This window comes from Mesorhizobium sp. M0663, from assembly GCF_040320585.1.
In the GTDB taxonomy this organism is placed as follows: domain Bacteria; phylum Pseudomonadota; class Alphaproteobacteria; order Rhizobiales; family Rhizobiaceae; genus Mesorhizobium.
Genome location: NZ_JAMYPX010000031.1, coordinates 43077 through 56943, shown reverse-complemented (window position 1 = coordinate 56943; position 13867 = coordinate 43077). Strand labels below are relative to the sequence as shown.

Below are 13867 nucleotides of genomic sequence, written 5' to 3'. Positions count from 1 at the left end.
TTCGCCAAAGCAACAGCAGCCTGATCAGACCAGATACCGTTCCCGATTCGAAGGCCATCCGTCGAAAGCGCTCGCGTCAACGTGCAGCGAAAATAGCGCTTACAGCCAGTCTGAGGGCGCGGTATGATAAAAAGCTTCATCGAGAGCGCGTCAGACTCCAATTATGACCCCCTCGTAATCTCGGTCTGCAACCATTCGCTTGTTTCGGCGAGCGGATGGAGCAGGCATTGTGAACGATCCTGTCGAAATGCGTCGGCGACGGCGCGCCCGCATCTGCAACGAAGCCGTCGTGCGGCCCGCCGGCAAGCACTGCCATGGAGCGCCAAGGAGTGCGCAGCACTCCGGTCGACTACGCGGTGAGCGCGGTCCCCCGGGCATTTACCAGGTCTGCAATGTGCCCCTCTCCGGCAGCGACTTCGGTCTTTCCGATCAGCGACATGATTGCCGATCGCGTTTTGAAGAGTGGGCTGTGAACGGGCATTCAGGACTCGGAGGCATGCCGCCCGCGGATTCCAGAATGATGTCCCTCGCTTTTTCCGAATTGATCGCTCTCCGATTTCGAGATTATTCCGACCCCCTGAAGATGGTCGGCCCGGGTGCTCTGCCGGTCTTAAAGGTCTCTTTCGCATGGGTTGCTGAAGAGTGGACCGAGATGGCGGGGGAGAGATTTGAGCAAGCAAGGCCTGCGTGAACGCAAGGCGACGTCCGCCAGCCTCGTCTTATCTTGATCGTCGTTCTCGTGCGAACACGGCCGTGTCGAGATCGATTGCCTCGACCCCGAGCAATTGATGCGCCTTTGATGGCTGGCGGCGCGCGATAGGCCTGTCCGGATGGTACTATCTATGTCGCGCCATACCGGTCAGACGGCATCAATGGCGTCTGCTGTTTCGGCAATATCGGACTCGGTGTGAGCCGTGCTCAGGAAGAAGGATGCCCGGCTTGTAATGCGGACGCCGCCGTCCAGCAGCTTGGCGACGAACTCATCGCCAGCGCCACGGTCGGCAAGCCTCAGGTCCCGATAGCTCCGAATGCGCAGTTCCGACGGGACGAAGAAGAGGCCGAAGTGCGCGCCATAGCCTTGGATTGCGCAGCGATCCCATGCCGCCTTACGGCGTCTCTGATTCGCTCAGCCAGCTGGGTTCCCCTGTCTTCGAGGTTTTTGAGCCCCTCTCCGCCATGAGAACAGGTCTCATTCAGTGCCGCCAAGCCGACGCAGAGGCCAATCACATTCAATAAATTGTTTTCGAGATCTTTTTCGTCACAGATCGTGCCGACTTGTTTCAAAGTCGCCCTTCGGCCTCAACCCTCGCGCTCGATTGCTTGATCACATCTGGAAGCACGATCGGCCTCACGCGTTCATAGGCGCGGCTCGCCCTTAGAACACGCCTGTCCGCGTGTCGAGGAGCCACAATCTGAAAAGAGACCGGAAGGCCATCTGAGGCGAAGCCGCACGGCATCGCGGCGGCAGGCTGGTGCGTCAGGTTGAATGGGAAGGCGAACGGTATCCAATCCCACATTGAGGATAGATGGGGTGGATGAAGAGTGCCAGTTTCAAAAGCTGTCACCGACACCTGCGGTGTGATTAGGAGATCGAAGTGTTCATAGAACTCGTTAATCGTGCGAGCGAGGCGCTCCCGCTCTTGCCATGCACTAAACAACTGCCCGGCCGTTACTCTTCGTCCCCGCTCCGCCATCTCGCGCAACCCGGGATCCAACATCTCTAGCTCGGCTTCTGAAAGGCTCGCGAGGCTCGATGCCAGACCAGATTCATAAAACGTCAAGAAGCAGTGGAGAGGATTTTCGATCTTGGGCGTCGCTTCTTCGACCACGGCACCAAGCTGCTCGAAATGCAGCGCCGCCTCCGCGACGACTTCGGCAACCTCGGCGTCTACCTTGGCGTAGCCCAGCGTGGGGCTGTATGCGATCTTCAGGCCGGCAATGCCCTCATCCAGCCCGTCGAGGTAGGTGCGTTTCTCCGCTTGCAGCGCGAGCCAATCCCGTGAGTCGGAACGCGCCATGACCGTCATCATGAGGGCGGCGTCAGCAACCGTTCGGGTGATCGGACCGTAGTGGCCGAGCTGCGCCATGGAGCCATAGCCCTGCGGATACATAGGAACCCGTCCGAACGTGGGCTTGAGCCCGAACACGCCGCAGAAGGCGGCGGGGATGCGGATGGAGCCCCCACCATCGCTGCCCTGGTGCAGCGCGCCCATGCCGGCCGCCGCCGCAATCGCAGCGCCGCCGCTCGATCCGCCGCAAGTCCTGGTCGGATCCCAAGGATTGCGGCTGATCCCAGAGAGCGGGCTGTCGGTAACAGCCTTCCAACCGTACTCAGGCGTCGTGGTCTTACCGACCAGCACAGCGCCCTGCTCCTTCAGTCGCGCGACCACCGGCGCGTCTTCGGTCCACGGGCCTTCCGCATTCACCGTTCGCGACCCCTTGCGCGTCGGCCATCCCTCCGTGAGGGACTGGTCTTTGACAGACGCCGGAATTCCATCAACCAGACCGATCGGCTCACCCCGAGCCCATCGATGCTCCGATGCGCGTGCTGTGGTACGCGCGCGGTCGGGGTCGACCAGGACGAACGCGTTCAGGATGGGGTTCACTCGATCGATGCGCTCCAATACTGCATCAAGGACCTCTACGGGGGAAAACTCCCGCACCTTAAAACCTCGGATGAGATCCGTCGCGGAATAGCTCGCAAGGTCAGTCATGTTGTTCTTCCTGCCAGAAAATGATCGGTCCAAGCTTGGGAAGCGGCGGCCTAGCCCGGATTGACATGCTCCCCGATTTGTCCCCGCATATAGGTGAACCTGTTCACGCCCCGCAGCGCCCGCACCATCAGCGCCAGCGACCCAGGTCGGGACGAACTCTTCCATCACGCGCTCCATCCGCTCCTCAGCCATCGAAGGACCCCGTTGCAATTGGCGAAACGCGTTGCGGTTCCGATCGGCGTCGACGCCCATGCCGATTGTTTAGTGGGGTCCAACAGTCGCCCACGTTACTCCTCAGTCATGCTTGAGCCATCTATGCCATCAACCCGAAGCTCGACCGCACCAATTCGTCCCGCGCGCGTGAAAGGAGTTCCACAATTTCGCTCTTGGTTTGGACAGAAATCGGCAGCTTAGGTAATTGACAGCGTCCGATTGCGTTTTCGTATAAGCGCGATATCGAGATGCGCTGCTATTGTTTTCGGCGACAATCTTGATACCTGAGCCTGTAAAGGACTTGGCGTCGCAAGGGATCATCGGCTGCCTTGAGTGGGTGGTCGAAGTCGTCGTTTAGATCATGGGACATGCCAATGCGTTCCATAACCCGTTGTGAGGCGACATTGCCCACCGCTGCATTCGCGACGATTTGGTCCAGCTTTAAATTTTCGAACCCGAAGTCAAGAACGGCAGCGGCGGACTCGGTTGCATATCCATGCCCCCAGTAGTCTGGATCCAGCCTCCAGGAGATTTCAACCGCCGGCGTGAAATGCGCTTGATAGTCCACGTTAATAAGGCCACAGAAGCCGACAAATCCTGAAGTGTCGAAACGCTCGATCGCCAAAAGACCATAACCAAGCGTTTTGAAATGCTCGCGCTCTCGATTTATCCAGACTTCAATCGCGGCTCGATCGCCGATATTGGAGAGATACTTTCCAACTCTAGGATCACTGACCATTCGAACGATTGGTTCGACGTCTTCGTCCTTCCATTCCCGCAGCAGCAGGCGTTGCGTCCGCAGTTCCATCAGTATCCCATCCTCCTGTTGGAGATGTTGAAGATCGCTCCAAATGAGCAGCCGCAGTCGTTCGAGGCCAGCCGCGCTACTGTGCGCAATGCGCCTCGACCGCCGGCTTCGACCGCCCAATTGCTTGACAAGGCAAGGGCACGCCTTTTGGAGTTAGTCATCTATGGCTCCGAGAAATGCCACAAGGTTGTCCCCGAGTTCGGGGCAGGGATATCCGCCTTCCTGCAGCATGGCGATAGGCCCATTGAAGTCGCCTATGACCTTGGCAGCCTTCCGGAGTCCATCCGCGGTGACGTCAAACACGCTAAGGGGATCGCCGCGGTAGGCGTCGAGGCCAAGCGCAATCAATAGGACATCCGGGCCGAAATCTCCTATCCTTTGCATGCCCGCCGCGATTGCAGCGACAAAGGCCGCATCGTCGCTGCCATGCTTCAGCGGAAGATTGACATTGAAACCTTCTCCAGCACCGGAGCCAGTTTCATCTGCATAGCCGCTGAAGAACACCGGAAATCCATCAGGATCGGCATGGACCGACACCGTCAGAACGTCAGGCCGCTGATAGAAGATCTGCTGAGTGCCGTTCCCATGATGGATATCAATATCAAGAATTGCGACGTGCTCGGCTCCTTTCATCCGTAGCGATTCAGCAAGGGTCGCAACGTTGTTTAGGTAGCAAAATCCCCAGGCCATCTCGGTACAGGCGTGATGGCCAGGCGGCCGGCAAAGTCCATACGAACGGCGATGGCCGCCCGCGATCAAATCACCGACGTTAAGGGCAACGTCTACACTGGATCGCGCCGCCGCCCAGGTTCCGCGCCCGACGGGACATGCCGTGTCGGCCTGGTGGAATCCAGAGCGAGCAACGATATGGCTGGCGTAGTGTGACGCAAAACGGTTGGGGTGCGTGTTGGGCACAATTTCCGGACCGGCATTGGGCAACGCAAGCCATTCATGGATACCATTCTCCAGAAAGTCGAGATAACGTGCCGTGTGCACGCGCGTCAGTATGGAAGCGTCAGCCCGGTTCGCCTCTGTCGGCTCGTGCCCCGCAGCGATCGCCGACGAGAGAAGCATCTCGGCACGCTCTGGCCGCTCAGGGCTTTGCACCAGCCTTCCGCGATGGATGAAAGTTTGGGGATCATGGCTGCGGTGGCCTTCCGAGTAAACGATTTTCATGTCTATCGCTTTCTCGAGACCTAGACTGTCGCACCAAGAACCCATGGCGCAAATTCGGCCGCGCCAAAGTCGAACTCTTCGCTTTTGGTATGTTCCCCCGACGCGACCCGCAGAATTAAATCGAAGATTCTCTTGCCGCATTCCTCGACGGTTTCGCTCCCGCTGAGGATCTCGCCGCAATTGACGTCCATGTCGTCCGTCATGCGCTGGTACATCGCTGTATTCGATGCCAGTTTGATCGACGGTGCCGGCTTGCAGCCAAACACACTGCCTCGCCCGGTAGTAAAGCAGATGAGATTTGCACCGCCTGCAACCTGGCCGGTCGCGGACACCGGGTCGTATCCCGGAGTGTCCATGAACACCAAGCCGGGGCCCTTGACGGTCTCGCCATATTTGACAACGTCGACCAGGTTTGTTGTGCCGCCTTTGGCCATAGCTCCCAGCGATTTCTCGACGATCGTACTTATCCCACCGGCCATGTTGCCCGGGGAACGATTGTCGTTCATCACCGCGCCTTCTCGCTTGAAGTAAGCGTCCCACCAATTCATTAGCGCGATCAGCTTTTCGCCGACTTCACGGGATACCGCACGTCTCGTTAGCAGATGCTCGGCACCATAGGTTTCTGGCGTTTCGGATAGGATCACTGTGCCGCCGTGGCGCACGAGAATATCGCTCGCAGCTCCCAGGGCAGGGTTCGCCGTGACACCCGAGAGGCCGTCCGAGCCCCCGCACTGCAGCCCGACAGTCAGTTCACTCGCAAGAATGGGTTGTCGGCTAGCCTGGTTCGAGTCCTTGAGGACATCCCGCACGAATTCAACCGCAGCCTCCACGGTTTTTCTTGCGCCGCCCATCGTCTGGATATCCATGCTGCGCACCCGGCCTGTCAGGCTTTGGTCCTCGAGCAGACCGCCGACCTGGTTGACCTCGCAGCCTAATCCAAGAACGATGACGTGGCTGAAATTCACATGTCGCGCGTAGCCGCCAAGCGTGCGGCGTAGGAGCGTCAGCGGTTCACCCCCTGTCATGCCGCAACCTGTCTTGTGCGTCAGCGCAACGACGCCATCGACATTGGGAAACTCGACCAGCGGATTAGTGCCGGTATACGGGTTTTTCTTGAACACCTCCGCGACGAGAGCGGCCACGTGACTGCTACAGTTCACGGTACTCAGGATTCCGACGTAATTCCGCGTCGCTGCCCGGCCATCCGGGCGGCGAATCCCCATAAACGTTGCCGGGATATCGACGTAGTCGGTCTGACGAACCGCCGCGCCGAAAGCATAGTCCTTTGCGAACTCACCGAGCCCCATGTTTTGCAGGTGAACATGTAACCCGGGCTCTATGTCTTTTGTAGCAAAGCCGATGATCTGACCGTAGCGCAGGATTGGTTCGCCGGACTTAATGAATCTGATGGAGACCTTGTGTCCGGCCGGGATCGGCCCCTTGGCGATTAGCGATCCGCCCAACGCCGTGCCCTGCGTTAGCATCCGGCGCGCGATCGCGACATTGTCGCTTTTGTGCAAGACCAGCATTAGGCTGAGATCGTGTTGTTGTGTGGTATCGCTTTGCATCGCTACTCCTCGCTTGCTGGCCGGCCAGACACCCTCACCGCTTTGAATACCAGGTCGCGAATAGAACTCAGCGGACGCACGTCACCGGCCCCCAGTGAGCAGCAATTCGATCCTCCAGGGATGCGGAGCATTTCATTGCCTCCAATTGCCCAGTTTTTAGGCCGCCGCGGACTTGCGGTTCTTCAGCGCGGCGATCGTGTTGTGGATGACAGAAACCACCCGATCGCGCTCTTCTCCGACCAACGACAAACGCGGTGCACGCGTCCATTCGGACGCGCCGTAAACAAGATGCTCAGCCAGCTTGATGTACTGGACAAGCTTTACGCTGGTATCCAAATGAAATGCCGGCGTCATGACACGATACAGTTCCAGTGCCTCGGCGAACTTTCCGGCTCGGCCCAACTCGAAGATGCGGACGCACTCTTCGGGCCACGCATTCGTCATTCCTGAAACCCACCCCGTCACGCCCAAGGCGAGGCTCTCAAGTATCAAATCATCGACGCCGCAAAACACGGCAAATCGATCTCCAAGATCGTTATAGAGATCGGTGACTCGGCGAATGTCACCCGATTCTTCCTTGATGCAGACGATCTGATCGACATCCTCCAGCGTACGCAGGATTGCCGGCGTCACGTCGACGCCATAGGCGATCGGATTGTTGTAGATCATGATTGGGAGATCGCAGCCAGCCGCGAGCGTCCGGTACCACTCGGATGTTTCGCGGGGATCGGATTTATATGCGATACTGGGGAAGGCCATCAATCCTTCCGCCCCGAAGCTTTGGAACTTGCGCGCCGTCTCGACCGCGGCCTCCGTTGAAACCTCCGCCAATCCCGAAAGGAGCGGAACCCGTCCACCTACGACTTCCTTTGCGGCTCGGATAACTTTCTCTTTCTCAGACGGCTTCAACGACGCATTCTCACCCAACATCGGGAGGACAATAATGCCGGAAACACCGCTGCGAACGAGCCGTTCAATGCTGCCCTGCGTCGCACGCAGATCAACATCGCCATTTTCCTGCAACTTCGTCGTGACCGCCGGAAAAACGCCTGACCAGTTAGCTCTCATTATACCTCGCTTGTACTATGTTCTCGGCTCACGCCCTCGACGGGCCGAACGTCATTCTTAATGGAACCATATCCTATTTGTTGTGCGATAGGTTGTCAATTGGGATCGCCGCATTGGTCAATCCGCAGGATCTGGCCGCATCACCACCGCAACAGAGTGAGTGGCAGCTGCAAGGGGCGTGGATCCGGTCTCGGCGGTGATTCACCGCGGCGCGCTGGCGCAGGCGTCACTCTAGCCTTCGACCGGATGACCACGGCCCGGTGAGTGCGATCGAGGAACGCGGTGGCGACGATGGGAATCGCCGAAGACCTCACCCGACTTGGCAAAGCCGCAATATCGATGGGAGGCTCATGACGCCCATTGGTAGTGGGCGTTGAAGAGCTGGAAGAACAGTTTACCGCCACCGGGACGACCGGCAGATAGCCGATTTCCCAGCGGTGCGAGTGTCGCGGGCGAAAGTGGATCCCTTTGCGCAAAGCATTGGCCATCGCTTCTGCCGCAAAGAGCAACAGCAACACGCCGGCATCATCCTTTTCGCACCGCCGGGCTGAACGCCATGAGACTCAGGATCTCAAGCAGCACCTGAGCAGCGGCATGCGCCGTGTTGGTAGTGCAGTCGTATCGGGGAGCGACCTCGACGACATCGCCGCCCACGAGGTTGAGGCCTTTCAGACCGCGCAGGATCGCCATAACCTCACGCGTCGTCAGCCCGCCGGTCTCGGGCGTGCCGGTGCCCGGCGCAAAGCTCGGGTCGAGGCTGTCGGTGTCGAAGGAGATGTAAGTCGGGCCGTCGCCCACTAGCTCGCGTGCTCTGGCTATCACGGCGGGAATGCCTAGGGTGTCAATCTCCTCTGCATGAACGACCGTCATGCCGGAATCGTAGGAGAATTCCCACAGAAATTCGCTCGAGCCGCGAATGCCGATCTGGATCGTGCGCGTCGGATCGAGCACTCCGTGTAGCACCGCGTTGCGGAATGGCCCGCCATGGTGGTTCATTTGCAAGCGGCGTGGCCACGCCTGTTCGTCCCCGCCAATAGTGGCTGGTCCTGCATGGTGTAGCTAATGCGCAATGTAGGAGACAGGTCTCAAGACGACGGTTTGCACTCTTATACGCGGGTTGGATACCGCATTTCTTTGTGTACGCCTGGGGCTGCTTCTATCTTAGCACGGGCATCGACGTCGTCGGCCACTCAGTTCCATCGAAGATTCCCCGACCGGGACCCTGCCTCCAACATTGAGCATCAGCAGATGATCGATCTTGTTTCCTCTTTCTAATTGGTCGCCAAATGCGAGCGGCGCTAAGTTAAGCTTGATGAGCTGGTTGCACTTCCTGGCCAATAGCCCACAGGAAGGCCCCCATTTCTCTAGCGATCGCGGTGATCGCGATGGCCTTGTGCTTCCCCGCGAGGATCATTTTTCGGTAGCGAGAGCAGAGGCGGAGCTGACCTTTCCACGCTATTTCGCGAACGGTTCTCGGTAGGCCTTCCAACTGCGCTTGCTTGGTTCGACTTACCCGCGCAGGGAAGCGGTAAGCCCATGCGCCTTCGACCAGCATGCGACGGGCCCGACAGTTCCCGGCCTTAGTGATCCCGCCGCGTTTGACATGTTCACCTGTCGAGCTCTCTGACGGAACGAGGCCAAGAAAGGCCATCAGCTGGCGGGGGTTTTCAAAGCGGCGGATGTCGCCAATTTCGGCAACAAAGACGACGGCGGCAATCAACGATACGCCTCGCAACGCCTGATAGGCTTCGACAACAGGAGCCATCGTCCAGGATTTCACAGTCTCCGAGATCAGATCGGTCAGACGCTTTAAGCGCACCTCGGCATCCTCGATCGCCTGGCAGTATTCCTTGAGCACGATGAAGTGCGCCGGATGCTCGAACTTCAGAGTCGATATCCACCGCATATGCGCCAGCGACCAGGGTGAGCGGCCCGAATAGATGCGGCCATGTCGAAGGAGGAACGACTGAAGCTGCTGACGCGCCCGCTTTTGAGCCTCCTGTGCTGCTTCACGGGCCCGCACGAGATCGCGCATAGCCTCATGCCCGCGGTCCGGCACCCAAACCGCCGTCAGCTCACCCGCACGATGTAACCGTGCCAAGCTGACCGCATCGCGCCGGTTGGTCTTCACTCGATCTCCGGGACGCTTGGGAATTAGTGCCGGTGCCACCACCACACAATCATGGCCCATCTCGGTGAGCTGACGGTAGAGTTCGTAACCTGTAGGCCCTGCCTCGTAACAGAAGTGGAGCTTTGTTCCTCGCTTGGCCAGCTTTTGCACGATGGATGACACCGAGGCCGGATCTGAGGGTATATCCCCGAAAAATCTTACCTCACCACCCCGGTCGCCATCCGCGACGGCTAAAGAAATCTTCAGTTTCGAGACGTCCAGACCGACGAAAAGCCTGTTATGCTGATCCATGGTTCACCCTCGCTAAGCTTGGGGCTCGGCTTCGGCCACTCCGAAGCAACCCCCGATCTCAGCTTATCGCGGGGGTGAGCCACCTTCACCCCGAGAACATACGGTCTTAGTCATGTCCAATGGGCCGCTGGTGTCACAATGGGCGTCAATATGGATGAGGCCGAAGGGCGCTTTTTTCCCGACAGCCTTGAGGATCGGGTAAGTGATCGAATGGTCACCGCCGACTGAGAGCGGCAGCACCCCGGCGTCAACAATCCTGCCGATATAGCGCTCGATATCGTCGTGACTCTGTTCGAGGCGGTAGCGGCTCGCGAAGGGAACGTCGCCGACATCGGCGACTCTGAGTTCATGGATGGGTGCACAACCGAGCACGTGGTTATAGGGATCGATGAAGTCGATAGCGCGCAGCGCGCGCGGACCGAAGCGGGCACCCGAGCGATTCGTGACGCCGAGATCCATTGGCACGCCTAACCCGTCTTATGCACGACGATCGGTCTGAGAGGCTGGCGGATGTAGCCTAAGCGATTGATTTGGCGTAGGATTCGGTTGTCTAAGCCAACCCTGCCACCGCCTCTCGCGAGCCACACCCGCCATGACCGATGATACGTTGCTGCCGCTCTCATTTCCAGCCGTTGGACGCAAGAAGATCGCAGCTGCGTTTGACGGCGGGCGCATCACCTCGGATGGTGGCGTCATGCTGCTGGCAGCGGCCGAGCGACGCCTGCAACTGGCTGACCGGCTGGCCGCCGCGATCCACGGTCCGCGCGATCCAGCGCGGGTGACGCACGCCATGGCCGACATTCTGCGCGCCCGCATCTTTGCGATCGCATGCGGCTACGAGGATGCCAACGATCTCGACCGGCTGCGCACCGACCCGGCCTTCAAGCTCGCCTGCGGGCGGCTGCCCGACAGCGGGATTGATCTGTGCTCGCAGCCGACCTGCTCGCGCCTGGAGAACCTGCCCGACCTGCGCACCGTCATCCGGCTCGGCTGGGTGCTGGTCGATCTGTGGCTGTCGAGCTATGCCGCGCCACCCAAAAGCGTCACGCTCGACATCGACGACACGGTGGATGGCCATCAGCAGCTCTCGCTCTTCAACGCCCATTACGACGAGCGTTGCTTCCTGCCGATCCACATCTACGACGCCGCGACCGGACGCCCCGGTCGCCATGATCCTGCGTCCTGGCAAGACCCCGGCCGGCAAGGAGATCCGCGGCCATCTGCGCCGCCTTGTCCGGCGCATCCGCGCCCGCTGGCCTGCCACCCGCATTCTGATCCGCGGCGATGGCCACTATGGCCGGGCGCAAGTCATGGCCTGGTGCGAGAACAATGCGATCGACTACCTCTTCGGCCTGCCCGGCAACAAGGTACTCCAGCGTCTCGTCGATGAAGCCGCCGACGATATCCGCACCCGCCGCGCGCTCGAGCATAAGCCGGTGCTGCGCGGCTATGCCGAGACCCTATACAAGGCGAAATCCTGGAAGACGGAACGCCGCGCCTGCGCCCGCATCGAGGCAACCACCCTCGGCCTCGACATCCGCTTCGTCGTCACCAATCTCGACAAAGGCTCCGCCGAGCATGTCTACGACGTGATCTACTGCGCCCGCGGCCAGGCCGAAAACCTGATCAAGATGCACAAGTGCCAGCTCGCCTCCGACCGCACCAGCTGCCGCTCACCGATTGCCAACCAGGTCCGTCTCGTCCTGCACACCGCCGCATACTGGTTGATGCTCACCTTGCGCGAGGCGGTGCCCACGACCCATCATCTGCGCAACGCCGAGTTCGCTACGCTGCGACTCAGGCTTCTCAAGCTCGGCGCCCGCGTTACCGAAACCGTCTCGCGCATCCGTCTGGCCTTCGCCGCCGCCTGTCCCGAGGCAAGTCTGTTCCGAGCGATCGCCATCACGCTGCAGCCCGCAGCGCCATGAGCGCCGGGGCATCAAAGCCCCATTGAACCCGCATCAGCCGACCTCCAGCGCGTTCCAAAGTCCAGTCTCAGCTGCGGTGAAAAAGACGCCTCACACCTTCTTGACCGAACGCTCAGCGACAAGGGAACCAAGCTGCTCGTGAATAGGACGGGCTAATATCGCCACCTGCAGGTCGCCGAATTCCGGCCTTTTGGGATCGATCTGTTGATACGGAGCCGACAGGAAAGTCCGCATGCCGGCGTAAGGCGCAACGCGCGCGCCACTTTTGTAGAATCCGTCAGCGATCTCGCGGAAACGAGGGTCGAAGACCTCGCGGTCTCCTTGGTCGCTGTACTTTGCGCGCAGTGCAGCAAGCTGCCTCTCGTCCCACATTAAATTACCTCGTCCTGCAAATGGCTGGCAAAACGATATTGAACACTGTTCTTAGTGGAACCCTATGCTAAACCTTGGAAACCGTGTCAATCGTGGGCGGGAGTTTCGTGGCCCGCCTAGAGCAACAGGGCCCACATGGGTAATGCAGGCGGAATCTGAAAGCTCGCCCAATATGGCGCTCCCTTGATGAAGCATCGCTCAACGGCGAGGGGCAGTGGCGGGATCGCTCTTCCCGGTGCCGGTTAGCCCGGGATGGCGGTTCTTGTCGAAGGAGGGCTGGAAGGAGAAGCCGAAGCCAGAGTGTCTTGACGCTCGCCGAGCCGCCCCGAGCCGCCCCGAGCCGCTCAAGGACTGGGACGACATCGAGATCACCGAGCAGGAGTGCCTGATGTTCGCGACGTGGTGTCAGCTTCGAGGATAAGCGGTGCATGATCAACAAATGTGAACACCTGGGGCGGTGACATGCGCTGCGCGACCCTGCCTTGGCCCGGGACGCGGGGTTGCGCTGCCATCGAGGCCGCCCGGGCGCCGGCCAAGGCTCGGCTTCGGCGGCTCCCTCAATCGCCGCAGCCGCTTCGTGTCAGCCGGTGCCGGCGGACGTGCGCTTGGCCCGGGCCTCGGCGATCAGGCACAAAATCTCGTAGGCCACGTTGACAGTCGAGATGGCGGTCCGGCCGGCCGGGTCGAGCAACGGCAGCAGCTCAACGACGTCGGCGCCGATGAAGTCTAAGCCTCGCAGGCCGCGCAGGATTACCTGGACGTCCCGCACACTCAGCTCCCCTGGCTCGGGCGACTGCGTGCCTTGGACGTAGGCGATGTCGAGGGAGTCAATATCGAAGCTAAGGAAGGCCGGTTGCTCTCCCACCACCTTCCGGATGCGATCGATGACACCATGGCGGCCGAGCGCGGCGCAGTCGTCGTCGGTTAACACCGTCACCCCCTGCGCCTTGGCCCACTCCAGGGACTCTATGTCGCGCATGACGCGAATGCCGATCATGATGTAGCGCCTGGGGTCGATCAGCCCCTCCTCGATGGCGCGGCGGAAACCGGTGGCGCAGTTGACGCGGCTGCCGTCGATCTCATCGTAGATGTCGGGGTGGGCGTCGAAATGGACCATGCCGAATGGCACCCTCACCCCCGCCTGGGCCATGCCGCGCATGATCAGCAAGGTGATGGTGTGGTCCCCGCCGATGCCCATGGGCACGGCCCCGGCCGTGGCGATGCGCGAGAAGAACTTGCTGATGTCCCGGATCGATTGCTCGGGGTTCAGGGGGTTGACCGGCGCGTCGCCGACGTCGCCGATGCGGCACCAGGTGAAGGGGGCGCGGTCGGTGAGCGCGTGCACCTGCCGCACCGTGTGCGAGAAGGCGCGGGCCTGGTCAGGCCCGAAGCGCTGGCCGGTCCAGCCGTAGGAGCCCTGGTCGAATGGAACCCCCGCGATGGCGATGTCCAGGCCCTCCGGCCCGGGCCGCTTTTCGGCGCGCAACAGCCCGTGCTGGGTGGAGAACCGTCCGACCCCCGCGGGCTGGACCGCGTCCGTGATGGCAGTGCTCTGGCTCATATCCTACTTCCGTTCTTCCGTTGGCATCGTGATAAGC

General features: G+C 60.3%; 8 protein-coding genes and 3 pseudogenes. 1 reads left to right on the top strand and 10 read right to left on the bottom strand.

From position 1 onward, the window contains the following. Positions 1-1280 precede the first annotated feature (1280 nt). The 8 genes and pseudogenes from NKI54_RS30720 to NKI54_RS30685 all read right to left on the bottom strand — a co-directional run. Positions 1281-2714: an amidase gene (locus NKI54_RS30720; protein ID WP_352693414.1), complete on the bottom strand. Its 1434-nt coding sequence runs from the start codon at positions 2712-2714 to the stop codon at positions 1281-1283. Between the two features lie 469 nt (positions 2715-3183). After that, positions 3184-3735, bottom strand: coding sequence for a GNAT family N-acetyltransferase (locus NKI54_RS30715; RefSeq protein WP_352693412.1), 552 nt, complete (start codon positions 3733-3735; stop codon positions 3184-3186). 153 nt (positions 3736-3888) lie between these two features. Beyond that, a complete protein-coding gene (locus NKI54_RS30710) occupies positions 3889-4911 on the bottom strand; it encodes a histone deacetylase family protein (protein ID WP_352693410.1) in 1023 nt (340 codons plus the stop codon). 20 nt (positions 4912-4931) lie between these two features. After that, a complete protein-coding gene (locus tag NKI54_RS30705) occupies positions 4932-6479 on the bottom strand; it encodes a UxaA family hydrolase (RefSeq protein ID WP_352693408.1) in 1548 nt (515 codons plus the stop codon). Positions 6480-6635: 156 nt separating this feature from the next. Beyond that, a complete protein-coding gene (locus NKI54_RS30700; protein WP_352693406.1) occupies positions 6636-7547 on the bottom strand; it encodes a dihydrodipicolinate synthase family protein in 912 nt (303 codons plus the stop codon). A 525-nt stretch (positions 7548-8072) separates the two neighbouring features. Continuing rightward, positions 8073-8537, bottom strand: a pseudogene (locus tag NKI54_RS30695) (arginase family protein); the annotation flags it as partial. Positions 8538-8850: 313 nt separating this feature from the next. Further along, complete coding sequence (locus NKI54_RS30690; RefSeq protein ID WP_352693405.1) at positions 8851-9969, bottom strand: IS110 family RNA-guided transposase; 1119 nt, start codon at positions 9967-9969, stop codon at positions 8851-8853. A 105-nt stretch (positions 9970-10074) separates the two neighbouring features. Next, a pseudogene (locus NKI54_RS30685) lies at positions 10075-10440 on the bottom strand (arginase family protein); the annotation flags it as partial. Positions 10441-10561: 121 nt separating this feature from the next. On the opposite strand from NKI54_RS30685, the pseudogene NKI54_RS30680 reads away from it, so the two are divergent. After that, positions 10562-11897 (top strand): annotated as a pseudogene (locus NKI54_RS30680) (IS1380 family transposase). 90 nt (positions 11898-11987) lie between these two features. Here NKI54_RS30680 and NKI54_RS30675 read toward each other — a convergent pair. Both NKI54_RS30675 and NKI54_RS30670 read right to left on the bottom strand, forming a co-directional pair. Next, on the bottom strand, positions 11988-12269 hold the full coding sequence (locus tag NKI54_RS30675; protein WP_352693403.1) for a hypothetical protein: 282 nt from the start codon (positions 12267-12269) through the stop codon (positions 11988-11990). A 580-nt stretch (positions 12270-12849) separates the two neighbouring features. Next, positions 12850-13830 (bottom strand): arginase family protein, encoded by a 981-nt coding sequence (locus NKI54_RS30670; protein WP_352693401.1) that lies wholly within the window; start codon positions 13828-13830, stop codon positions 12850-12852. Positions 13831-13867: the final 37 nt, after the last annotated feature.

Bases quoted from the DNA above. Each gene is read 5' to 3' on its own strand.
- NKI54_RS30705 (WP_352693408.1), bottom strand. From the start codon at position 6,479: ATGCAAAGCGATACCACACAACAACACGATCTCAGCCTAATGCTGGTC.
- NKI54_RS30700 (WP_352693406.1), bottom strand. From the start codon at position 7,547: ATGAGAGCTAACTGGTCAGGCGTTTTTCCGGCGGTCACGACGAAGTTG.
- NKI54_RS30670 (WP_352693401.1), bottom strand. From the start codon at position 13,830: ATGAGCCAGAGCACTGCCATCACGGACGCGGTCCAGCCCGCGGGGGTC.
- NKI54_RS30675 (WP_352693403.1), bottom strand. From the start codon at position 12,269: ATGTGGGACGAGAGGCAGCTTGCTGCACTGCGCGCAAAGTACAGCGAC.
- NKI54_RS30710 (WP_352693410.1), bottom strand. From the start codon at position 4,911: ATGAAAATCGTTTACTCGGAAGGCCACCGCAGCCATGATCCCCAAACT.
- NKI54_RS30690 (WP_352693405.1), bottom strand. From the start codon at position 9,969: ATGGATCAGCATAACAGGCTTTTCGTCGGTCTGGACGTCTCGAAACTG.
- NKI54_RS30715 (WP_352693412.1), bottom strand. From the start codon at position 3,735: ATGGAACTGCGGACGCAACGCCTGCTGCTGCGGGAATGGAAGGACGAA.
- NKI54_RS30720 (WP_352693414.1), bottom strand. From the start codon at position 2,714: ATGACTGACCTTGCGAGCTATTCCGCGACGGATCTCATCCGAGGTTTT.